This is a genomic window from Fenollaria massiliensis, from assembly GCF_000312505.2.
GTDB lineage: Bacteria > Bacillota > Clostridia > Tissierellales > Peptoniphilaceae > Fenollaria > Fenollaria massiliensis.
Genome location: NZ_HG326224.1, coordinates 229,823 through 252,389, shown reverse-complemented (window position 1 = coordinate 252,389; position 22,567 = coordinate 229,823). Strand labels below are relative to the sequence as shown.

23 protein-coding genes and 2 tRNA genes are annotated in these 22,567 nt (G+C 33.3%); 23 read left to right on the top strand and 2 right to left on the bottom strand.

What is annotated here, in order from left to right; genetic code table 11:
• The first annotated feature begins 2 nt into the window (after positions 1–2).
• The 21 genes from nusA (at position 3) to BN30_RS01140 (ending at position 19,612) form a co-directional block, all read left to right on the top strand.
• Positions 3–1,130, top strand: a complete 1,128-nt coding sequence (gene nusA / locus BN30_RS01240) for a transcription termination factor NusA (RefSeq protein WP_019213714.1) — start codon at positions 3–5, stop codon at positions 1,128–1,130.
• Positions 1,117–1,377 (top strand): YlxR family protein, encoded by a 261-nt coding sequence (locus BN30_RS01235; protein WP_019213713.1) that lies wholly within the window; start codon positions 1,117–1,119, stop codon positions 1,375–1,377. The genes nusA and BN30_RS01235 overlap by 14 nt, the downstream gene beginning before the upstream one ends.
• Positions 1,378–1,381: 4 nt before the next feature.
• Positions 1,382–3,658: a translation initiation factor IF-2 gene (gene infB, locus BN30_RS01230; RefSeq protein WP_019213712.1), complete on the top strand. Its 2,277-nt coding sequence runs from the start codon at positions 1,382–1,384 to the stop codon at positions 3,656–3,658.
• Between the two features lie 11 nt (positions 3,659–3,669).
• Positions 3,670–4,059, top strand: a complete 390-nt coding sequence (gene rbfA, locus BN30_RS01225) for a 30S ribosome-binding factor RbfA (protein ID WP_019213711.1) — start codon at positions 3,670–3,672, stop codon at positions 4,057–4,059.
• The gene (locus BN30_RS01220) at positions 4,049–5,002 is read left to right on the top strand and encodes a DHH family phosphoesterase (RefSeq protein ID WP_019213710.1); all 954 of its coding nucleotides are present in this window, start codon (positions 4,049–4,051) and stop codon (positions 5,000–5,002) included. Before rbfA ends, BN30_RS01220 begins: the two co-directional genes overlap by 11 nt.
• A complete protein-coding gene (truB, locus tag BN30_RS01215) occupies positions 4,992–5,873 on the top strand; it encodes a tRNA pseudouridine(55) synthase TruB (RefSeq protein WP_019213709.1) in 882 nt (293 codons plus the stop codon). The genes BN30_RS01220 and truB overlap by 11 nt, the downstream gene beginning before the upstream one ends.
• Positions 5,860–6,759 (top strand): bifunctional riboflavin kinase/FAD synthetase, encoded by a 900-nt coding sequence (locus BN30_RS01210; RefSeq protein WP_019213708.1) that lies wholly within the window; start codon positions 5,860–5,862, stop codon positions 6,757–6,759. The genes truB and BN30_RS01210 overlap by 14 nt, the downstream gene beginning before the upstream one ends.
• Positions 6,760–6,884: 125 nt before the next feature.
• The gene (gene rpsO, locus BN30_RS01205; protein ID WP_019213707.1) at positions 6,885–7,151 is read left to right on the top strand and encodes a 30S ribosomal protein S15; all 267 of its coding nucleotides are present in this window, start codon (positions 6,885–6,887) and stop codon (positions 7,149–7,151) included.
• Between the two features lie 48 nt (positions 7,152–7,199).
• Entirely contained in the window at positions 7,200–9,296 is a 2,097-nt protein-coding gene (locus tag BN30_RS01200; protein WP_019213706.1) for a polyribonucleotide nucleotidyltransferase, read from the top strand.
• Positions 9,297–9,308: 12 nt separating this feature from the next.
• On the top strand, positions 9,309–9,746 hold the full coding sequence (gene dut / locus BN30_RS01195) for a dUTP diphosphatase (protein WP_019213705.1): 438 nt from the start codon (positions 9,309–9,311) through the stop codon (positions 9,744–9,746).
• Complete coding sequence (locus BN30_RS01190; RefSeq protein ID WP_019213704.1) at positions 9,746–10,570, top strand: undecaprenyl-diphosphate phosphatase; 825 nt, start codon at positions 9,746–9,748, stop codon at positions 10,568–10,570. Before dut ends, BN30_RS01190 begins: the two co-directional genes overlap by 1 nt.
• A gap of 24 nt (positions 10,571–10,594) precedes the next feature.
• Entirely contained in the window at positions 10,595–13,003 is a 2,409-nt protein-coding gene (locus tag BN30_RS01185; RefSeq protein ID WP_019213703.1) for an FtsK/SpoIIIE family DNA translocase, read from the top strand.
• The gene (rimO, locus tag BN30_RS01180; RefSeq protein ID WP_019213702.1) at positions 12,996–14,315 is read left to right on the top strand and encodes a 30S ribosomal protein S12 methylthiotransferase RimO; all 1,320 of its coding nucleotides are present in this window, start codon (positions 12,996–12,998) and stop codon (positions 14,313–14,315) included. The genes BN30_RS01185 and rimO overlap by 8 nt, the downstream gene beginning before the upstream one ends.
• A complete protein-coding gene (gene pgsA / locus BN30_RS01175; protein ID WP_019213701.1) occupies positions 14,299–14,838 on the top strand; it encodes a CDP-diacylglycerol--glycerol-3-phosphate 3-phosphatidyltransferase in 540 nt (179 codons plus the stop codon). Before rimO ends, pgsA begins: the two co-directional genes overlap by 17 nt.
• Positions 14,822–15,289, top strand: coding sequence for a CinA family protein (locus BN30_RS01170; protein WP_019213700.1), 468 nt, complete (start codon positions 14,822–14,824; stop codon positions 15,287–15,289). The genes pgsA and BN30_RS01170 overlap by 17 nt, the downstream gene beginning before the upstream one ends.
• Positions 15,290–15,308: 19 nt before the next feature.
• The gene (recA, locus tag BN30_RS01165; protein WP_034450180.1) at positions 15,309–16,358 is read left to right on the top strand and encodes a recombinase RecA; all 1,050 of its coding nucleotides are present in this window, start codon (positions 15,309–15,311) and stop codon (positions 16,356–16,358) included.
• A gap of 10 nt (positions 16,359–16,368) precedes the next feature.
• Positions 16,369–17,370: a metallophosphoesterase family protein gene (locus tag BN30_RS01160; RefSeq protein ID WP_019213698.1), complete on the top strand. Its 1,002-nt coding sequence runs from the start codon at positions 16,369–16,371 to the stop codon at positions 17,368–17,370.
• Positions 17,357–18,520 carry an AAA family ATPase gene (locus tag BN30_RS01155; protein WP_019213697.1) on the top strand — a complete coding sequence of 388 codons (1,164 nt, stop codon included), beginning with the start codon at positions 17,357–17,359 and terminating at the stop codon, positions 18,518–18,520. Before BN30_RS01160 ends, BN30_RS01155 begins: the two co-directional genes overlap by 14 nt.
• 10 nt (positions 18,521–18,530) lie before the next feature.
• Complete coding sequence (locus BN30_RS01150; protein ID WP_019213696.1) at positions 18,531–18,767, top strand: hypothetical protein; 237 nt, start codon at positions 18,531–18,533, stop codon at positions 18,765–18,767.
• Complete coding sequence (locus BN30_RS01145) at positions 18,760–19,416, top strand: P-loop NTPase family protein (protein WP_019213695.1); 657 nt, start codon at positions 18,760–18,762, stop codon at positions 19,414–19,416. The genes BN30_RS01150 and BN30_RS01145 overlap by 8 nt, the downstream gene beginning before the upstream one ends.
• A 4-nt stretch (positions 19,417–19,420) precedes the next feature.
• Positions 19,421–19,612 carry a hypothetical protein gene (locus BN30_RS01140; RefSeq protein WP_019213694.1) on the top strand — a complete coding sequence of 64 codons (192 nt, stop codon included), beginning with the start codon at positions 19,421–19,423 and terminating at the stop codon, positions 19,610–19,612.
• Positions 19,613–19,668: 56 nt separating this feature from the next.
• Here the strand turns inward: BN30_RS01140 and BN30_RS01135 are convergent, their stop codons facing one another.
• Positions 19,669–21,723, bottom strand: a complete 2,055-nt coding sequence (locus BN30_RS01135; protein ID WP_019213693.1) for a phospho-sugar mutase — start codon at positions 21,721–21,723, stop codon at positions 19,669–19,671.
• 86 nt (positions 21,724–21,809) lie between these two features.
• A tRNA-Sec gene (locus BN30_RS09955) sits at positions 21,810–21,907 on the bottom strand.
• A 157-nt stretch (positions 21,908–22,064) separates the two neighbouring features.
• Here BN30_RS09955 and rpsT point away from each other — a divergent pair.
• On the top strand, positions 22,065–22,328 hold the full coding sequence (gene rpsT / locus BN30_RS01130; RefSeq protein WP_019213692.1) for a 30S ribosomal protein S20: 264 nt from the start codon (positions 22,065–22,067) through the stop codon (positions 22,326–22,328).
• Between the two features lie 108 nt (positions 22,329–22,436).
• Positions 22,437–22,512: transfer RNA gene (locus tag BN30_RS01125), tRNA-Lys, on the top strand.
• The last annotated feature ends 55 nt before the right edge of the window (positions 22,513–22,567 follow it).

The window sequence follows — 22,567 nt, the reverse complement described above, 5'->3', positions numbered from 1 at the left end:
TGATGAACAAAGAGTTTATAGAAGCTTTAGACGAATTAGAAAAAAGCAAAGGTATATCTAAAGATGTTATTTTTGATGCTTTGGAGACTGCATTAGTATCAAGCTTTAGAAAGAATTTTCAAACCGAGCAAAATGTTGTAGTTGACATCAACAGAGAGACAGGAGATATAAAACTTTATTCGCAAAAAACTGTTGTTGATGAAGTTGAAGACGATGTCAATGAAATATCTTTAAAAGATGCTAAGAAAATTAGCTCCAAATATAAAGTTGGTGATACAGTTAATTTTGAAGAAGCTCCAAAGGAATATGGCAGAATAGCTGCTCAAACAGCTAAACAAGTTGTAATACAAAAGATAAAGGACGCCGAGAGAGAAAAAATTCACGATGAATTTATAGTAAGACAAGGCGAAATTATCACAGGACAAATCCAAAGAATCTCAAATAAAAACATCTTCATAGACATGGGCAAGGTCGAAGGCATAATTCCGCCAAGCGAACAAATCCCAAATGAAGTCTATAAGATGGGAGACAGATTAAAGCTAGTTATATCAGAGATTAGAAAGACTAGTAAAGGACCACAAATAGTTCTTTCAAGAGCAAAGGCTATCTTAGTTAGAAGACTTTTTGAACTAGAAGTGCCTGAAATAACAGAAGGACTTATCGATATCTACTCAATCGCTAGAGAAGCAGGATCTAGATCAAAGATTGCTGTTTACGCAAAAGATGATAGCATAGATCCACTAGGCGCTTGCGTTGGACAAAAGGGTCAAAGAGTTAACTCAATCGTTGAAGAGCTTAATGGAGAAAAGATAGATATAATTATCTATGATGAAAATCCAGAGATATTCATAAAGAACGCTCTATCACCAGCAGATGTAGTTAGCTGCGAAATAAACGAAGAAGAAAAATCAGCCATCGCCATAGTACCTAACTCACAAATCAGTTTAGCTATAGGCAAGCAAGGACAAAACGTAAGACTAGCTGCTAGACTTACTACTTGGAAGATAGATATTCATCCAGAAGATCCTAGCACATTTACAGGACCAACAAGTGAGCCGTACTATGATGCTGACAATCAAGAAATATTAAATGATTCATTAATTGATTTATTTAGAAATGACGAAGAATAAAACTTTCGAAAGAAAATGCGTCGCATGCAGGTCATTTCACAATAAATATGAAATGCTTAGACTAGCTAAGACTGAGAAGGGCGTATTTATTGACAAAGATCAAAAAATACAAGGCCGCGGAAGCTATGTGTGCAATAACGAAGAATGCATTAATCATGCAATTGAAAAGAATTTATTTAAAAAATCTTTAAAATGTAATATAGATAATGAAACCTTAGAGGAGCTAAGAAATGTAAAGAAGGAGTGATTATATGAAGACAAGAGTTTACGAATTAGCGAAAGAATTGAATATGGAAACAAAAGAACTACTAGATAAACTCCAAGAACTAAATCTACCGCCAATGACTCACTTAAGTGGTGTAGATGAAGAAACAGCTAATATGATAAGAGATCTTTTTATAGAAGAAGATAAAATAGCTGTCAAAGAAAAACCAAAGAAAAAGATACACAAAATTAAAGAAGAAAGTGAAACAATAGATAAAAAAGCAAGTGATAAAAAAGCTAATAAAACAAATAAGGGCGCAAAAAATGAGGCTAATAAGCCAGAATTAAAGAAAGAAACAAAACAAGAGGCAAAACATGAAGACAAGAAGGATAGTGCCGATAATAAGAATAAAAATAAGCATAAAAATAAAGAAGAAAAATATATAAATAAAGGTAATAAAGAAGAAAATCAATCAAATAAGAAAAATAAAAAGAACAAAAACAAGCAAAATAAAAACAACGTAGAAAAAGCTCAAGAAGTAAAAGAAGAAAAAGTAGAAGCTAAAAAAGCTAAAGATGAAGTGGTTTATATCACTGATCCTATCGTTGTTAAGGACCTTGCTGAAAAGCTTGGCGTTGGTGTAAATCAATTAATTACTAAGCTTATAATGCTTGGACTTATGCTTAATCAAAACCAAAGTATTGACTTCGATACAGCTTCACTTATGGCCGATGAATTTGGTGTAAAAGTTGAATTAGAAGTACCTCAATCAGAAGAAGAAGCACTAGAACTTGATTTTGAAGACAGTGAAGACACTTTAGTTACTAGACCACCAGTAGTTACAGTTATGGGACACGTTGATCATGGTAAGACATCACTTCTTGATGCGATTAGACAAACTAAGGTACAAGCTGGTGAAGCAGGTGGTATCACTCAAAGAATTGGTGCCTATAGCATCAATGTTAAAGGCAAAAAAATAGTTTTTCTAGACACACCAGGCCACGAAGCTTTTACACAAATGAGAGCTAGAGGAGCGCAAATCACTGATATATCAGTAATAGTTGTCGCAGCAGATGATGGTATCATGCCACAAACAAAGGAAGCCATCTCTCACAGTAAAGCAGCTGGCGTACCTATCATCGTAGCTATTAACAAGATAGATAGACCAGAAGCAAATATTGAAAGAATATATCAAGAGCTAGCAGATAATGATTTACTTCCAGAAAAATGGGGTGGATCAACTATTACAGTAGAAGTATCTGCAAAGAAGAGAATCAATATAGATGAACTACTTGAAATGATTATTCTAGTTGCTGAGATGGAAGACATCAAGGCAAATCCTAATAGAAGAGCAATGGGTACAGTAATTGAAGCTCAACTTGATAAAGGACAAGGACCTACAGCGACTGTTCTAGTACAAAAAGGAACTCTTAAGAAGGGCGACTATGTTGTATCAGGAACATCTTGCGGTAAAATTAGACTTATGGTTGATGATAACGGTAAGGGCATCATGAAGGCAACACCAAGTACACCAGTTAAGATTATGGGCTTAAGCGAAGTTCCTGAAGCAGGCGAATTTTTCTACGCAGTTGAATCTGAAAAGAAGGCTAGAGCCATTGCTGAGATGAGAAAAGAAAAGCAAAGAGAAGAAATGATTACAGCTACTCAAAAAGTTTCTTTGGACAATCTATTTGACAGAATCAAAGAAGGCGAGCTAAAAGACTTAAATGTAATCATCAAGGCGGACAACAAGGGTTCAATCGAAGCCATCGCCTCATCACTTACAAAGCTTTCAAACGAAGAAGTTAAGGTAAGCGTTATACACAGCGGTGTAGGCGGAATCAGTGAGTCTGACGTAATGCTTGCTAGCGCATCAAACGCCATTATCATAGGATTTAACGTAAGACCAAACAATGGTGCGATGGACTTAGCAAACGCTGAAAGCATTGAAGTTAAGACATATAGAGTTATTTACGACATCATAGATGATATCAAAAACGCTGTTAAGGGTATGCTTAAGCCAAAGACTAAGGAAACTGTTTTAGGTAGAGCAACTGTACGTGCTACATTTAGATTACCTAACGGACAAAGCATTGCTGGTATCTATGTTGACAACGGAAAGATTACAAGAAATTCAAGTATAAGACTTCTTAGAGACGATGTGGTTATTCATGACGGAGGCATTTCTTCATTAAAGAGATTTAAAGATGACGCTAAAGAAGTAGCTACTGGATATGAAGCTGGTCTAGGTCTTGAAAATTATAATGACATCAAGGAAGGCGACGAAATGGAAGCCTACATCATAGAAGAAGTTAAGGCTTAATAGGTGATATTATGGACAAGAGAAGATTATATAGAGTACAATCTGAAATACAAAGAATTATCTCTGAGTTACTAATCGAAGGACTTAAGGACCCTAGAATTGATCAAATGACTAGCGTATCTAAGGTTGAGCTATCTAATGATACTTCTGTGGCTACTATATATTTCTCAATTTATGGCAGCCAAAAAACTAAAGAAGATACCTTAAGCGCCTTAGAAAATGCTAAGGGCTATATCAGATCACGTCTTGCAAAAGTTTTAGAAATCAGACAAGTTCCTGAACTTAGATTTAAAATTGATGAAAGCGTTGAATATAGTATAGAAATTCAAAAGATTTTAAATAAATTAAACTTAGAGAGCGAAGAAAAAACAAACGAAGAGCAAAAAGAAGATGAAGAGTAATAACAGTATAAAAGATATTGGTCTAGCGGTTGAAAATGCATCTAGCATAAACATTATCTCTCACAAATCTCCAGACGGGGACAACATGGGGTCAACGCTTGGCCTTTATCTTTCACTTAAAGAAAAATATAAAAATAAAACTATAAATATAATTAAGCCTGATGATATTCCTAGTAAATACAAGTTTATCGAAGAAACAAAGTTTTATGATGATGACATGAGCGAGTGCGATGTGCTTTTAGTAATTGATTGCGCTGATGAGAGAAGACTTCTTAATGAAGATAATTTAAAATTTGCGAAAAAAATTATCAACATAGATCATCACAAGAGCAATAAGTATTTTGGAGATATAAATTATGTTCTAGAAGAGTATTCATCAAGCGCTGAGATAGTTTATGATATCATAAAAGAACTTGAGCTGCCTATGAATAAAGAAATTGCCACTATGCTCTACATCGGTATGGATACTGACACAGGAAGGTTTATGTACTCGTCGACAACAGATGAGACTATGCAAAAAGTTTCCAAGCTTATGAGCTATGGAATTGATATAAATGAGATAAATATAAAGCTTTATAGAAGCATGAGTAAAAATATTTTTGATTTATATAAACTTGCTATTAATAAAATAAATTTCTATAAAGATTTTGCTTATTTAGTTTTGGAGAATGATGATTTTCTTAAGACTAACACAAGTAGGGACGATACTGACGATATACTTGCATTTTTACAAGGACTTGAAGATTATGACATGATTGCCATAGTCAAAGAACTTAACGATATTTACAAAGTTTCTTTAAGAAGCAAGTACAAATACGACGTAGGTAGCATTGGAGAAGACTTTGATGGCGGCGGACATAAATACGCTGCTGGATTAACTTATAAGGGCAGTTTAGATGAGCTAGTTAAGAGATTGAAAGGATATGTTGACAATGCAAACTAGCGGAGTAGTCAATGTTTTTAAGGAAAAAGGCAAGTCTAGTAGATATTATACAAATAAGGTAAAGCATCTGAGCAAGATGAAGACCGGACATATAGGCACCTTAGATCCTATGGCTTTTGGCGTACTGCCCATAGCGGTCGGTGAAGCAACTAAGTTTATAGATTTTCTGGATTTTGATAAAAAAGCTTATATTTATAGAATAATTTTTGGCAAAACAACAGAGACTCTAGATGCTGAAGGAGAATTTACCGATAAAGAAGCATGGGACTTTGAAAAAAGTGATTTATTAAGAGTCTTGGATGAGATAGAAGGCGCTTACGAGCAAGTTCCGCCAAAATATTCCGCGAAAAAGATTAATGGAGTGCCTATGTATAAATTAGCCAGAGAAAACATCGACATAGACACAGCTTCAAGAGCAAAAACTGTTCAAATTTATAAAAACAGACTTTTGAAATTTAACAAAGAAAAATCTTATGCCATAGTCATGAGTGATGTCTCAACAGGAACTTATATTAGGACGCTAGCCTTTGATATAGCGCAAAGATTAGGAACTATATCATATATAGATTATCTTATGAGGTACTATAGCGGTCCATTAAATATTGATGAGGCTATATGCATAGATGATATGGAAGAGGATGACCTTATTCCAGTCGATACACTCATAGATTTGCCTGTACTAAAACTTCATGAAAAAAGGTTTAAAGCCGTTCAAAATGGTATGAATTCTTATGTGAATAATGCATACAATGAAGAATATTACAAGGTTTACTGCGCTGATAAATTTTGCGGCGTGGGCTATGTAAAAAAAGATGAGAGTGGCAGAAAGAATATTTATATGAAAAAGGTTTATAAATATGAGGATAATTAACTTAAAAGATGAGTTTACAAGTGAAAAATGCTATATAGCGCTTGGTTACTTTGATGGAATGCACTTAGGACACTTAAAAATAATCAAGACTTGCATAAGTGATGCCAAAAGAGATAAAGTTTTATCATCTGTTTTATTACTCGATTTTAAAAATGCAAAAAGCATAACGACTATAGATGATAAGATCAAGATACTTGAAGAGCTTGGTATAGATACAGTCTATGTAATTGATTTTACAGATGAACTGAAAAGAACAGAGCCAAAAGCCTTTGTTAAAGATATATTATTAGATAAGTTAAAAGCGATAAAAACTTATTCAGGCGAGGACTATACTTTTGGCCTTGACAAATTAGGAGACACAGCCCTTCTTAAAGAGATGATGAAAGAAGCAGGCGGCGAAGCCATAGTATTAAATTTTGAACTAGACGAAAAAATGCAAAAAATTTCATCTAGCAATATTAAAAAATTGATACTATCAGGCGAAGTGATGAGTGCAAACAAAGAATTATCAAGGTACTATTCGATAAAGTCAAAGGTTATCCATGGCAAGAAATATGGCTCAACAGTTGGTATACCAACAGCAAATCTAAATATAAACACAGGCTACATCATTCCATATCAAGGCGTATACGTAACAAAGATTAAGATTAAAGACCAAATATATAAATCAGTTACTAGCGTTGGCAAAAACTTAAGTTTTAATGAAGATTTTGTAAGCGTTGAGACAAACATTTTCGATTTTAAAGATGACATATACGATGATACTGTGAGATTATACTTTATTTATAGGATCAGAGATATGTTAAATTTTGAAGATAAAGATGATTTGATTAAGCAAATCAAGAGCGATATAGATTTTGCAAAAAATTTTGAAGATTATTTATAATTATGAGTATAAAATGCTTTACAAATGCTAAAGTTCATGATATACTAATATAGGTACCTTATGCTATGTATATCGTTCCCGTCGATACACTTGGCTGAGGCAAATATTATTAAGGGGGAAACAAAATGTTATCAAAAGAAGAAAAATCAAAAATCATTGATGATTTTAAAATGCACGAAGGGGACACTGGTTCTACAGAAGTACAAATAGCTATATTTACTAAGAGAATCAATGACCTTACAGAACACTTAAAGACACACAAGAAAGACCATCACTCAAGAAGAGGTTTATTTAAAATGATCGGTCAAAGAAAGGGTCTTTTAAAATATTTGTATAACACAGATATTGAAAAATATCGTGAATTGATAGACAGATTAAATATCAGAGGATAAAGAGGGCGGGGATATCCCGCTCTTTTATTAGATTAAAGGAGATGTGAGATGCAAGAAAATTTTAAAACTACCTTAGCAGGTAGACCTTTAGAAATTGAAACAGGAAAGATGTGCGAGCAAGCTGGTGGCTCTTGCTTAGTTAAGTATGGAGATACTTATGTTTTAGTTAATGCGACAAGCACAAAAGCACCAAGAGAAGGGGTAGACTTCTTCCCATTAAGTGTTGATTACGAAGAAAAATTTTATTCTGTTGGCAAGATACCAGGAGGATATATAAAAAGAGAGGGAAGACCTTCAGAGAAAGCAGTTTTAACTTCAAGGCTGATTGATAGACCAATTAGACCTTTATTTCCTGAGGGCTTTTTTAATGACGTACAAGTCATAGCAACAGTACTTTCAGTTGATCCAGACAATAGTCCAGAAATTGCTGCTATGATTGGTTCATCAGTTGCTTTATGTATTTCTGATATACCATTTAACGGACCAACAGCAGCTGTTTACGTTGGACTTATAGATGGTGAATACGTTATCAACCCAAAACAAGAAGAGATGGAAAAGTCTGATATAAACCTATGTATTTCAGGCACAAAGGACGCTATCATGATGGTAGAATCAGGATCAAATGAAGTTTCTGAAGATCAAATGATAAAGGCTATACTAAAGGGACACGAAGCTATCAAAGAAATTTGCGAATTTGAAGAAGAAATTATCAAAAAGATAGGTAAAGAAAAATATTCATTTGAAAAATTTGAAGCAAAAGAAGAAATTTTTAATGAAATCGATAAAGAGTTTAGAGAAGACATTAAAGACTCTATATTTGAAGCTGACAAGATCCAAAGAATTGAAAACAGCGAATCACTTAAGGATACTATACTAAATAAATATCTTGAAAAATATCCAGAAGATCAAAAGAGCATACTTAAAACTATTGATGATATCACTAGTGAAGAGTTCAGAAAAGGTATACTTGAAAGAAACTTAAGACCTGACGGAAGAAATACTGAACAAATCAGACCACTTTCTGCAGAAGTAGGCTTATTACCTAGAGCTCATGGATCAGGATTATTCAAAAGAGGTCAAACTCAAGTTTTAACTATAGCTACACTTGGCTCATTTGGCGACAGTCAATCACAAGACGGCTTGGTTGAAGAGGGCGAAAAACACTATATGCATCAATACAATTTCCCTCCATATTCAGTTGGAGACGTTAGACCGCTTAGAAGCCCAGGCAGAAGAGAGATAGGCCATGGAGCCCTTGCTGAAAGAGCTTTAGTTCCAGTTATACCAACACTTGAAGAGTTCCCATACACTATAAGACTTGTATCAGAAGTACTAAGCTCAAACGGTTCTTCATCACAAGCAAGTATATGCGGATCAACACTTGCTCTTATGGATGCTGGTGTACCAATTAAAAAACCAGTAGCAGGTATTGCTATGGGACTTATTAAATCAGATGCAAATACTAAGATATTAACAGATATTCAAGGACTTGAAGATCACCTTGGAGATATGGACTTTAAAGTAGCTGGTACTAAAGATGGTATCACAGCTATGCAAATGGATATCAAGGTTCAAGGTATAGACGAAGAGATCATGAAAGTGGCTCTAGAACAAGCTAAGAAAGCGAGATTCCAAATACTTGGTGTAATCACATCAGCTATTAGTGAACCAAGAAAAGAATTATCTGAATATGCACCAAAGATTGCAACAATCAAGATAGATCCAGATAAGATTAGAGATGTTATAGGCTCAGGCGGAAAGGTAATTAACAAGATTATCGAAGAAACTGGCGCTAAGATTGATATAACTGATGACGGTGACGTATACATCTCAGCTGATACTACTGAAGGACTTAACGGTGCTAAGAAGATGATAGAAGACATCGTCAAAGAAGTTGAAGTAGGCGAAGTTTACTTTGGTAAAGTTAATAGAATAACTAATTTTGGAGCTTTTGTTGAAGTGTTAAATGGCAAAGAAGGTTTATTACACATTTCACAAATTTCTAAAGACAGAGTTAATAAAGTTGAAGATGTATTAAAGCTTGGCGATGAAATTATGGTTAAGGTTACATCTATTGATGAACAAGGCAGAATCAATCTTTCAAGAAAAGCTTTAGTAGAAAATTCTGACGGGGAATCAAAATAATAGGATAAAATTATGGCAACTATTAAGATAATAAATAAGAGTAAAAATGAAATACCAAAATACCAAACAGAAAATTCAGCTGGCGTTGACATAAGAGCTTCACTTGATGAAGACCTTGTATTAAAAGCTGGCGAGTTTAGATTAGTAAGTACAGGTATCTATTTAGAGATACCTTCTTCTTACGAGGTTCAAATCAGAGCAAGATCAGGACTTAGCATTAAGCACGGCATTGGCCTTGTCAATGGTATCGGAACTATCGATAGTGACTATAGAGGCGAAATAAAGGTTCCTCTTATAAATTTTTCGAAAGAAGATTTTACTATTGAAAATGGTATGAGAATCGCTCAAATGGTTTTATCAAAATATGAAAAAATAAATTTTGAAGAAGTAGATGAGCTTTCAGACTCTGAAAGACAAGATGGCGGCTTTGGTTCAACAGGAGTTAAATAATGACATTAATTAAAGCAATAATACTCGCTATAATTCAAGGCATAACAGAGTTTTTGCCAATAAGCTCATCAGGTCACTTGGCAATAGTTCAAATTTTATTTAATATAAAAGAAGGTAATGTATTTTTCTCACAAGTTTTGCATTTTGGAACCTTACTTTCAATTTTGCTTGTTTATCATAAACAAGTTATAAACATGATAGTAGAGTTTTTTAAGATGCTTGCTTCATTAATCAAAAGAGAAAAAATAGAGCTAAACCATTATCAAAAACTAGCTCTATACATCATACTAGCGACTATACCTACAGTTTTCATCGCTTTATATATAGAAAAGTATCTAGATCAATTATATATGTCATTATCACTTATAGGTGTATTTTTCGTCATAACAGCAATATTGATATATTATATTGATATTAATTTGTATAGTAAAACAAGGAGAATCACTAAGGCTGGAGCACCAAGAGTGCTTGCAATTGGAGCAGTACAAGGCATTGCTGCACTGCCAGGCATATCAAGATCAGGCTCAACTATATTTATTTCTCATGCACTAGGAATAAATAAGAAGGATGCAGTCGATTTTTCATTTTTACTAGCAATACCTGCTATGTTTGGTGGCTTTATACTTGGATTAAAAGATATATATAAAGAGGGAGCGACTGTAAGTTTTGATTTAAACGCGATAGTCGGACTTATAGTAAGCTTTATAACAGGAGTACTAGCGATTAGATTAATAAAAGTACTTGCTAATAATAAGAAATTCCATGTATTTTCTTATTACTTAGTAGTATTAGGAATTGTTTGTATTGTAGCAAACTACTTATAAAAGAGATGTAAGCGAAGGGATTGTATGAAAACTACAAAAAAAAGAACAAATATAAAAAATAAGAGCAAAATAAATAAAAAGGTAGATAAGAACGAATCTTTATTGATATCAGGCCTAATAATACTTTTTGCGTCCATATTTTTGCTAATTTTTGCAAATAGTGATGCAACTGGTGTTTTTGGCAGATGGATAAAGAGTGGTCTTGTCTACCTTTTTTCACTTGGATACAATATATTTTTATTTTATCTATTGGCAATAGCTTTGGTTTTATTGATACCAAAGTCTAGACCATTTGCAAAAAAATTAATAATATCATTAAGCATTATATTTTTAAGTCTTTTAATTATTTTTGATTCATCTACATCACTTATGAGTTCATTCTCAGCACACGTTTCTCAAGCGACTGAATCAGCAGGAGAACTTGCTTCTGGCGGACTAATAGGCGGTGTATTTGGTTTCCTTTTTTATAGATTATTTGGTGGCGTTGGTACTGTTATCATTTTAGTTATTATTAATATAATTAACATTTATACGCTAACAAGCATTAAAAGAGCTGATATTATCCAAAAAACTGATGACACTATGAATAAAATTCAAGATGGAATTGAAACTAGTGTTGAAAAGATCAAGATTAAAAGACAAGAAATGAGAAATAAAAAGATACTTTCTTCAGATGATATCTTTAATGATGAAGATGATATCAAGACTATAAATAGTGAATCAGATACGAATACCGTTACAAACACAAATGATATCAATCTTGAAGGCTTTGACGATGATTTTATCGATATAAAGATTAATGATTCATCAAATACTAAAAATACAGAAGCAGTAGATAAAACAGAAGACGATCTTAAGGCTAAAGAAAATCCAAAAACTGATAAAAAGCCTAAGACTATTAAAAAAGAGATAGAAAAAACTCGAAAAACTGAAGAGACGGAAGATAATAACGAAGAAATTGATATTGAAAAAGAAATTCATAAAGAAGATATAGTTCATTATGAGTTTCCGTCACTTAATCTATTAAAAGAGGTTGAAGTTACTAACACAAGTTCAAAAGGTAAAGAGATTAAGGACAATATAAAGATTATTCAAGATACGCTTAACAATTTTGGCGTTGATGCTAAAGTTATTGGGGTTAACAGCGGCCCAACTATTACCTCATACGAGATAAGTTTAGCTGCTGGTGTTAAAGTTAGTAAGATTTTAAGTCTATCAGATAACTTAGCTCTAGCACTTGCAACGACTGACATAAGGATACTTGCGCCTATACCAGGCAAGAGCGCGGTAGGCATAGAAGTGCCTAATAAGAATAAGGATACGCTTTTATTAAAAGAAATTCTGGATAGCGACGAATTTAGAAATTTAAAATCAAAATTGCCGCTTGCTTTAGGAAAAGATGTTACAGGTAATACCATCATCAGCTCCATTGCTAATATGCCACACTTACTTATCGCTGGTGCAACAGGTTCAGGTAAAAGTGTTTGTATCAACACCATAATCATGAGTATACTTTATAAGGCAAGACCTGATGAAGTAAAATTAATTATGATTGACCCAAAAGTTGTTGAATTAAATGTTTATAATAATATTCCTCATCTTTTGATACCGGTTGTGACAAACGCTAAAAAAGCGCAATTCTCACTAAACTGGGCAGTTCAAGAGATGGAGAAGAGATACCAATTATTCGCAAAGAACAATGTCAAGGACATGCAAAGCTATAATGAACTTGATACTATCACAGAAAAAATGCCTCAGATAGTTATAATTATAGACGAGCTTGCTGATTTAATGATGGTTGCTGCAACAGAGGTCGAAGACGCTATCTGTAGACTTGCTCAAATGGCGAGAGCAGCTGGCATGCATTTAATTGTAGCGACTCAAAGACCATCGGTCGATGTTATTACAGGAACTATAAAAGCGAACATTCCTTCGAGAATTTCCTTCCAAGTTTCTTCGCAAATTGACTCAAGAACTATACTTGACATGAGCGGTGCTGAAAAATTATTAGGCAAGGGCGATATGCTTTACTATCCATCGAACCTTTCAAAGCCAATTAGAGTTCAAGGCGCCTTTGTCAGCGATAAAGAGGTTAAGAGAGTTTGCGATTTCATAAGAAATCAAGGTGAAGCAAATTATAATCAAGATGCTGTTGAATCCATAAGCACGAATAATACTAGCCAAACAATGCAAGATGATAAGGACGATCTATATGATGAGGCGGTTAAGCTGGTTGTAGCTGACGGACAAGCATCTATATCATATTTACAAAGAAAACTTAAGATAGGCTACTCACGTGCTGCAAGAATCGTTGACCAAATGGAAGAGATGGGCGTTGTTAGCGGCTACGATGGATCTAAGCCAAGAAAAGTTTTAATTGAAGAAGAAGATTTAGAAAATTTATACGGTGAAAGCGGTGAAGGACTTGAATAAAGTATTTATACTTACTATGGGCTGCTCAAAAAATGATGTAGACTCAGAGACAATGGCATACAAATTAAAGAATAACGACTATACTATAATAAATAATCCATCTGAAGCTGATTATATAATCATAAACACTTGTTCATTTATAAATGCAGCGAAAGAAGAGTCCATAGACGCTATATTTGATATGATTAATCAAAAGAAGGGTGGAGCTAAGATTATTGTTAGCGGATGCCTTGCTCAAAGATACTCAAAAGAGCTAAAAGAAGAGATTCCTGAGATAGATATCATAGTTGGTACAGGTAATTTTCAAAATATTTCCGAAATAATTAAAGAATATGAAGAAAATAATAAAGATGATGTTTATATCGATAACATAAACGCGGATATTGAATATATTGAAAAAGATGTTGCGGACATCACTGAATACGTTAAAATTGCTGAGGGCTGTAACAATAACTGCTCTTACTGCATAATACCAAAGCTGAGAGGCAGACTTAGATCAAGGTCCATTGACGATATAGTTAATGAGATTAATCATCTACATAAGCTTGGCACTAAAGAAGTTATTCTTATCGCGCAAAACACAACAGACTACGGCATGGACATATATTCTAGTCCATCACTTGATATGCTTTTAAAAGCAATACTAGAGAGGACTAAAATGCCTTGGATAAGAATTATGTATCTATATCCAGATAATATCACAGATGATTTAATCGAAACATTTAACTCATCAGATAGAATACTTAATTACATGGATATACCGCTTCAACACGCTTCGGACCACGTTCTTAAGATGATGAATAGACATATTGATAAAGACGAAATTCATGAATTAATCACAAAATTAAGAACTAAGATAGCTGATCTAGTTTTAAGAACTACATTTATAGTCGGCTTCCCAGGTGAGCGAGAAGAAGATTTTCAAGAGCTACTTAATTTTATTAAAAAAGAAAAATTTGATAAGCTTGGCGTTTTTGAATATAGCGACGAAGAGGGTACACGGAGCTACTCTTTCAATGAAAAACTTGATGAAAAGACAAAAGCTGAAAGAAGAGAAAAAATTATGGACGCGCAAATGAATATTTCAAGAGAAAGTCTTGAAAAAAGAGTAGGAACTGTGATGAAATGCTTAGTCGAAGATGGTGAAGCAGGCGAATACACTCTAAGAAGCTTTATGGATGCACCTGATGTAGATGGACAAATTTATGTGACGAGCGATAAAGACCTAGAGATAGGAAGCTTTGTAGATGTAAAAATTATTGAAGCACTTGAATATGATTTAAGAGGTGAAATTTATGAACCTAGCAAATAAAATAACAATGTTTAGAATATTGTTGCTGCCAATTTTTGTTTTAAGCTGTTACTATGATCAAAGCGGCATATCTAGTCTATTAATATTTTTACTAGGATCATTTAGCGATTTTCTGGATGGGTACGTAGCTAGAAAATACAATATGATTACAGATTTTGGCAAGTTTATAGACCCTATTGCTGATAAGATACTTGTTCTAAGTGCCTTCATTATGTTTATAGATAGGGGCTTCGTTGAGCCATGGGTAGTCATAGTAGTTTTATTTAGAGAATTACTTATATCAGGCTTTAGGATGCTTGCTGCAAAGAAAAATATATCTATAGCTGCCGATATCTTCGGTAAGCTTAAGACAACAACACAGTTTTTCTCGGTAATATTTTTCTTTTTAACAATTATATTGATAAATAGAAATATGTATATAATAGGAAAAGTATTATTATACGTCTCAGTAGCACTAACAATATTATCTATGATAAATTATCTATATAAAAATAGGGAAGTATTCAATGGAACAATGCAATAAAATTATTGAAATTTTAAAAAATAATAATCTAAGCATATCAGGAGCAGAGTCAATAACAGGTGGACTAATATCAAGCGAACTTGTTAAAGTCTCTGGCGCATCTGATGTTTTTCGCGGCACACTTGTTTCTTATCAATCATCAGTTAAGATAAATACACTGAAGGTTGATAAGCAATTGATTGATAAATACACACCAGTATCTATTGCGGTACTATCTTCTATGCTTGATGGAGCGAAGAATTTATTTGATACTGACATCGTTTACGCCATAACAGGAAGTGCTGGGCCAACGTCATATGATGGGATTCCGGTTGGACTTGTTTATTATGGTATAAGCTATAAAAATCATCAATATTTACATAAAAAGGTTTATACAGGCCCAAGATGTGATATAATAAAAGAAGCAAAGAACGATTTAATCGATTTAATTTTAGAAATAATAATTAAATAATAGAGGTGAAGAAATGGACATGAACGAAAGAGAAAAAGCTCTTGATGAAGCTTTGAAAAAGATTGAGAAAGATTTTGGTAAAGGTTCAATAATGAGACTTGGTGATCACGCTAAGCTAAATATTGAAAGCATTCCAACTGGCTGCTTATCGCTTGACATGGCTTTAGGTATAGGCGGTATACCTAAGGGAAGAATCATTGAAATCTACGGACCAGAATCAAGTGGTAAGACTACATTAACACTACACATTATTGCTGAATGTCAAAAAAGAGGTGGCACAGCAGCTTTTATAGATGCAGAACACGCTTTGGACCCACAATATGCAAGAAACTTGGGCGTTGACATCGATAAACTTATAGTATCTCAACCGGATAATGGCGAGCAAGGTCTTGACATAGCAGAAGCACTTGTTAGGAGCGGTGCCGTTGATTTAGTTATTGTTGACTCAGTTGCAGCACTTGTACCTAAGACTGAGATCGAAGGAGCTATGGGTGATGCAACAATCGGTTTACAAGCAAGACTTATGTCACAAGCGATGAGAAAATTATCAGGTGTTATATCAAAAACAAATTCAACAGTAGTATTCATTAACCAATTAAGAGAAAAAATTGGTATCATGTTTGGTAGCCCTGAGACAACTACTGGCGGTAAGGCATTGAAATTCTATTCATCAGTTAGACTTGATATAAGAAAATTTGATGTAATCAAGCAAAAAGAAGAGACAGCTGTTGGCAAAAAAGAAGATGTCATCGTAGGTAACAGAGTTCGTGTTAAAGTTGTTAAAAACAAAGTTGCTCCTCCATTTAAGGTAGTTGAATTTGATATTATGTATGGAACAGGCATCTCTAAGGAAGGCGACATCCTAGACGTTGCAGTTGATAGAGGCATAATTGAAAAAGCTGGCGCATGGTTCTCATACAACGGTGAAAAACTTGGCCAAGGAAGAGAAAATGTTAAACAATTATTCAAAGAAAAACCTGAGCTTATGGAAGAGATAGAATTAAAGGTCAGAGAAGCAAGTAAAAAAGAAGACGAAGCTTTAGAAGCAGAAGAAAATACAGAAGAATAAAGTTGATATAATGAAATTTGTATTTATAACAGATACACATATAAAAGAAAAAAATCCTATAAATAGACTTGATAATTATTTTGAAACGGTAATTAATAAGATTGACGAGGCTGCTCATTTTGTAGTTGAAAACAAAGCCAATTTTATAGTTCACGGTGGAGATCTTTTTGATACTCCAACCGTTTCAACTATTTGTCTTGTGAAATTTAATAGGATTCTTTTTTATTTAAAAGAGAATAATGTAAAATTTTATGTGGTTAGCGGCAATCACGACATATATGGACGTAATCCCGATACGCTTCCAAGAACGCACCTAGGACTACTAGAGTCATTTGGCGTTGTTAAGATGCTCGATAGAGAAAATACTATTGAAGAAAAATTTTCTAATGGCAATAGCGTTAAAATTATTGGTACACCATATATATACAAGATGGACGCTGAAGATAAAGAAGCCTATCTACTTAGCAAATATGATAAAAAAGATGGCGAGTTTCTGATAAATGTCGTTCATGGCATGCTATTAGAAAAACCATTTATAAAAGAGATAGAACACACCGTTGTAACCGATATAATCAACACTAAGGCGGATTTAACATTATCAGGTCACTACCACACAGGTTTTGGAATAATAAGCCTTAACGATAGAATATTTTTAAATCCTGGTTCGCTTACAAGGTGCTCAAACACGACTGAAGAGTACAAGAGGATGCCTCAGTACGCTTTAATCGAGATAAATGATGACCTAAAACCAGATATCAAGCTTATAGATGTGAAGTGCGCAAAACCTGGCTATGAAGTTTTAGATAGAGAGTACATCGAAAAGCACAAGAATGATAAATTAGAAGTTCTTAATTTTGAAAACACAATAAAAGAAGCGGCAGACTTTGATAAGTATGACTACTATAGCGTTTTAGAAGAGATTATTAAGTCGGAGGGTGTTGAGAAAGAAGTTATAGACGAGGCGAAAAAGCGCTTAGAGAAGGCGGAGGAAGATATTCATGGTCAAGATTAAAAAGATAGATCTAATTAATTTTCAATCGCATAAATTTACTTCGCTTGATTTTGCGGATGGACTAAACGTAATCGTCGGACCATCTGACAACGGCAAAACATCGATACTAAGAGCAATACGCTGGGTATTTTTCAATGAACCGCAAGGACTTGGTATGCTTAGAAATAACGAAGATTTTGTATCTGTCAGAATTTATTTTAATAATGATTACTCAGTTGAGAGAAAGCGTTCGAAAAAAGAAAATTTATATATCATATATAATGAGAGGACTGCCGAAGTTCAAGAGTTTAACAGCTTAAGAACAGGGCTTCCACCAGAAGTATCAAACGTGATGAAGATAAAAAAGATTACGCTTGATAAGGCGAGTGACATCAACTTCAATATACAGTTTCAGCACGATGGACCTTTCATGTTTAGCTATACAGCGACACAAAAGTCAGCTCTTATCGGTAAGATGTATAATTTAGATGTAGTTGACAAAGCTATTGATGATACAAATAAGGATATAAAATCTCAAAAGTCTGATATCAAGAGGATAAATGAAGAAATTAAAGAGCTTGATGAAAAAATTTTAATATATAAAGATATAGAAAAAGAAGAACAATTACTTAAAGATAGAGAGACACTTACAAAAAATATAGAAGAATCAGTAGAAAAGCTAAATTTAATAAATTCACTTAAAGACAGACTTGATGAGAACAAGAAAAATAAAGACTATTTAATTGAAAAGATAAATGATTTCGATAAAATTTTATCCAATGAAGCGCTTATAGAAAATATTTCTAAGTCTTATGAAATTTTAAATAAATATAAATCTTATCAAAATAAACTAGCTTTGATAAAATTAGATATCGATAAAACCGAAGCCATTTACAAGAAAAGTAAAAATATAACAGAAAAGCTTGATATAGACAATACCATAATCAAAAATTTAAATGCATTTAATAAGCTTAATGAATTAAAAAAACGTTTAAACGAATTAAATGTGTCAATTGAAAAAGGTAAGTATTTCATTAAGGAAAACGATGACAATTTAAATAAAGACTTAAAAGAATACACAGAACTACTTATCAAGCTAAAGAAGTGCCCATATTGCAACTCAGACGTTGACAAGGCACACATCGACTTGATTGTGAAAGAATATTTATAAAGGTGATATTATGGATTATACAAATAGACTTGAGGCCTTGAAAGACAGTTTAGACAAGGCAAAACTAAATAAGGTTAAGTATGAGGAGAGGCTAAACATTCTTCTTAATGATAGGGAGAACATCATTAAAGAGATAAAAGCGCTTGGCATAGAGCCTGAAAACCTTGAAGCAGAGATAAAAAATTTAGAAAATAAAATAGCTAGTGAAATTACAAAGGCAGAGGAGCTTTTAAAAGACAATGATTAATTACGCTTTAGAGATTGATAGAATTAAAAAATTTAATAAGTCTCTAGAAAATAAAATTTTGCAAGATAAAACCAAGAGGGAGATGCTTCTTGAGAAAAAAGCTTCGCTTATGAAAGAAGCAGAGCTATTGGACGAGAAGAACATGGTCTTCGAAAAAACAAAGCTGCTTTTAGAAAAAACTAGTGACTACGCAAGAAAACAAGCAATTAAGAGCATCGAGAGCATGGTTACAGGCGCACTTCATGAAATTTTTGCCTCGCAAAGCAAGTTCGTGATTGAAGAGAAGAGCATCAATGGTAAAGTCGCTGTTGACTTCTTTCTAGAAGATGAAGTAGATGGCGAAAAAGTTCTTACTGATCCACAAGAGCAAAGAGGCGGCGGATATGTTGACATCATCTCACTTGCGCTTCGTTTCGCGATGATAGAAGTATTTAATCCCAAGATTGAAGGGCCAATACTGCTTGACGAGCCAGCAAAATTCGTTTCAGAAGATTATATTTACAATGTTGCAGAATTTTTATCCAAGGTAAGCGAAAGCTTTAAGAGGCAGATAATTATGGTAACGCACTCAAAATATCTATCAAACATAGGCGACAAAACTTTTGAAGTTATCAAGCGTGATAATGTTTCAGAAGTAGTGGAGAAGTAGGCTTATGATTATTAAGATGCTAATTGGCTTAGTTAAAATAATTTTTATGATAGCTTTTTTCCCTATAATATTAATTTTATCATTGTTTAGTGATAAAAATTGTGTAAAGCAGAAGAAAAATAAAAAGCAAAAGAAAAAAGATGATCTAGCTTGGATAGATAGACTTGAAGAGCTAGACGCGCTTATAGATGATTAATTGAATACTAATAAATAAAGGCTATGAGTTATTTCATAGCCTTTTACATTGTAAAATTATTTAATTTTTTCTAAAAATATATTTTTAATTCTATCTAATTCTTTTTCTGCCTCATCTTCATTTTTTGTTCTTATCGAGAAATAGAATTTAATCTTAGGCTCTGTGCCAGATGGTCTTACCGCTATCCATGAATAATCATCGATGTAGTACTTAAGCACATTTGACTTATCAAGGCCAGTTTCATCATTTAAGTAGTCAATCCTTTTAATAAATTTAAGTCCATCTATCTCAGTTTTATAATTATTTCTAAAATTATCCATAATCTTATCCATCTTGTCCTTGCCATCAAGTCCTTCGAAGACTATAGACTCTTGCGCTTGAACAAAGTAGCCATATTTTTTGTATAGTTCATTTAAGTGATCCAAGATATTTATATTATGCTTTTTATAATAAGAAGTCATTTGAATAAGTATCATAAAAGCGTTTACAGCATCTTTGTCTCTAACAAAATCTTTATAAACATAGCCGATACTTTCTTCAAAGCCGAAGAAAAAGTGCTTCTCACTAGTATTTTCAAAGTCATTTGCAAGCTTACAAATGTTTTTAAAACCAGTCAAAACATCTTTAGACTCAAGACCATGATCCTCGGCAATGGCTTTTGCAAAATCTGATGTAACGATTGATTTAACAAGATATGAAGTTTTTTCGGCCTTTTTATGATTAAGAATGAAGTCAAGCATAAGCGCGCCAAGCCTGTTGCCATCCAAAATCACATATTCGTCATCATTTCTCACAGCCATATTGATTCTGTCACAGTCAGGGTCACTTGCAAATATCGCATCTGCATTTTTTTCTTTAGCCAGTTTTATCGCCTCGTTAAAAGCTTCTTTAAACTCAGGATTAGGGTAAGGGCAGCTAGTAAAGTCAGGGTCTGGATGCTCTTGAATTTTAGGTATATGATAATTTTTAAAGCCAAAATCCTTTATCACTTTGACAATTGGCTTAAGACCAGTACCATTGAGAGGTGTGTAGACAAAATTTAAATTTTTATCCATATCTACATCAAGTTTAATAGAGTAGAGATCCTTATAATAAGAGTCAAAAAACTCATCATCAATTATCTTAAGATATTTTTCATTATTATCTGTAATAGAAATATTATCAAAATTTACAGTCTTCATCTTATTTTGCACAAGCTCAGCCATATCTTCAAGAATTTGCGATCCGTGCTCATTGTAAACCTTGTAGCCGTTGTAATCCTTCGGATTGTGGCTCGCAGTTACCATGACCCCACAGGAGGCCTTGTAATGCCTTATGCCATAGCTCACGAAAGGCGTTGGCAACGCATCATCAAAAAGATAAACCTTAATGCCTTCTTTCGTGAAAATGTTTTTGCTAAGATGAGCAAATTCACGAGACATATGCCTTGTATCGTAGCCAATAACTACAGATGGCGCATCAAACTTTTCTTTTAATACTAGGGCGATGGCTTTGGCAGCAAGTTTAACTGTATATACGTTCATCATGTTTGTACCAAGACCAAGCTTACCTCTAAGACCAGCAGTTCCAAAGACTAGGTCAGTCGCAAAATTATTTTTAATTTCATCTTCACTCATCTTTTTAAGAAGAGCATCGTCATCGCTACTTAAACTTGAATACGAAAGCCAAGTTTTGTATTTGTCATTAGTACTATTAGTTCTAATTTTCTTTTTATTTGAGAGCAAATAATATTTCATATTAAAAATTCTTGTAAGATCATCCATTATCTTAAGAATCTTCTTGCTTGCATAGCTCGTTTCTATGTAGACATTCACAAGCTTGTAAGGCCTTTTAAAATCAGAGCTCTTAGTAGATGAAAGATTATTCTCAATAAAATACTTTTTTATGGCCTCACCATGATCACTAGAAAGAAGCTTAAGCATAGACTCATACGCCTCGTAATAGCTATTAACCTTATAAGCCTTTTCATTTATATATAGATAAGAAAGAATAAGCCCACTTTTATAATTAGCATAAGTGAAGCAGTAAGGCTTAGACGTTATGATTTGTGTATATGATTTATTCTTATTTATATCGTCATCGCTGTTTTTGAATTTCAAAATTTTGCTCATTAAATCACTCCTTTGTATATATTATAATACATATAGGGAAGATAAACAATAAAAAAAGATCAAACTACAATAGTTTGATCAATATATGGCGGGAGTATGTGCGAATCGAACACACCTATGAAGCTACAAACCCCACATGCACGGTTTTGAAGACCGGAGAGCCCACCAGGACTCATCTACCCCCAGACCTATATATTATAGCATAATTGATATGAATTTACAAGTTATTTATATTTATTATGAGAATTTTTATAAAAAATCAATAAAAATTAAAAAAAGTCTTGCTATTTCCAAAAATTTATGGTAAAATATCAATGTTATGAAATTTGGAGGTGAGATTATTGGCAAACATTAAATCTGCGAAGAAAAGAATATCAGTTATTAAGAATAAAACTTTAGTAAATAAATCTAGAAAAACTGAGCTTAAGAACCTTATAAAGAGATTTGAATTATTGGTTAGTGAAAGCAAAACAGACGAAGCTAGAGAAGTACTTAAAGTTATAGATAAAAAGTTAAAGAAAGCAGAACAAAGAAACTTATTCCACAAGAATAAAGTTGCTAGAAAGATGAGTAGATTAACTCACAAGTTAAATAAGGCTGTTTAGTTAAAAGAGACCTTATTGTCTCTTTTAACTAATTTAAAATTTTTTAAAAAAATTTTAAAAAACCCTTTACAAATCAAAAATCTTGTTGTATAATAGTAAAGTAGTTTTGGACCATTAGCTCAGGTGGTAGAGCAACTGACTCTTAATCAGTGGGTCTAGGGTTCGAGTCCCTAATGGTCCACCACGAAGAAACGTGTTATTGCACGTTTCTTTTTTTATGCTTATATTTATTAATAAGT

Coding starts and splice junctions, on each gene's coding strand:
- nusA (WP_019213714.1), top strand. CDS start 3: ATGAACAAAGAGTTTATAGAAGCTTTAGACGAATTAGAAAAAAGCAAA.
- BN30_RS01235 (WP_019213713.1), top strand. CDS start 1,117: ATGACGAAGAATAAAACTTTCGAAAGAAAATGCGTCGCATGCAGGTCA.
- infB (WP_019213712.1), top strand. CDS start 1,382: ATGAAGACAAGAGTTTACGAATTAGCGAAAGAATTGAATATGGAAACA.
- rbfA (WP_019213711.1), top strand. CDS start 3,670: ATGGACAAGAGAAGATTATATAGAGTACAATCTGAAATACAAAGAATT.
- BN30_RS01220 (WP_019213710.1), top strand. CDS start 4,049: ATGAAGAGTAATAACAGTATAAAAGATATTGGTCTAGCGGTTGAAAAT.
- truB (WP_019213709.1), top strand. CDS start 4,992: ATGCAAACTAGCGGAGTAGTCAATGTTTTTAAGGAAAAAGGCAAGTCT.
- BN30_RS01210 (WP_019213708.1), top strand. CDS start 5,860: ATGAGGATAATTAACTTAAAAGATGAGTTTACAAGTGAAAAATGCTAT.
- rpsO (WP_019213707.1), top strand. CDS start 6,885: ATGTTATCAAAAGAAGAAAAATCAAAAATCATTGATGATTTTAAAATG.
- BN30_RS01200 (WP_019213706.1), top strand. CDS start 7,200: ATGCAAGAAAATTTTAAAACTACCTTAGCAGGTAGACCTTTAGAAATT.
- dut (WP_019213705.1), top strand. CDS start 9,309: ATGGCAACTATTAAGATAATAAATAAGAGTAAAAATGAAATACCAAAA.
- BN30_RS01190 (WP_019213704.1), top strand. CDS start 9,746: ATGACATTAATTAAAGCAATAATACTCGCTATAATTCAAGGCATAACA.
- BN30_RS01185 (WP_019213703.1), top strand. CDS start 10,595: ATGAAAACTACAAAAAAAAGAACAAATATAAAAAATAAGAGCAAAATA.
- pgsA (WP_019213701.1), top strand. CDS start 14,299: ATGAACCTAGCAAATAAAATAACAATGTTTAGAATATTGTTGCTGCCA.
- BN30_RS01170 (WP_019213700.1), top strand. CDS start 14,822: ATGGAACAATGCAATAAAATTATTGAAATTTTAAAAAATAATAATCTA.
- recA (WP_034450180.1), top strand. CDS start 15,309: ATGAACGAAAGAGAAAAAGCTCTTGATGAAGCTTTGAAAAAGATTGAG.
- BN30_RS01160 (WP_019213698.1), top strand. CDS start 16,369: ATGAAATTTGTATTTATAACAGATACACATATAAAAGAAAAAAATCCT.
- BN30_RS01155 (WP_019213697.1), top strand. CDS start 17,357: ATGGTCAAGATTAAAAAGATAGATCTAATTAATTTTCAATCGCATAAA.
- BN30_RS01150 (WP_019213696.1), top strand. CDS start 18,531: ATGGATTATACAAATAGACTTGAGGCCTTGAAAGACAGTTTAGACAAG.
- BN30_RS01145 (WP_019213695.1), top strand. CDS start 18,760: ATGATTAATTACGCTTTAGAGATTGATAGAATTAAAAAATTTAATAAG.
- BN30_RS01140 (WP_019213694.1), top strand. CDS start 19,421: ATGATTATTAAGATGCTAATTGGCTTAGTTAAAATAATTTTTATGATA.
- BN30_RS01135 (WP_019213693.1), bottom strand. CDS start 21,723: ATGAGCAAAATTTTGAAATTCAAAAACAGCGATGACGATATAAATAAG.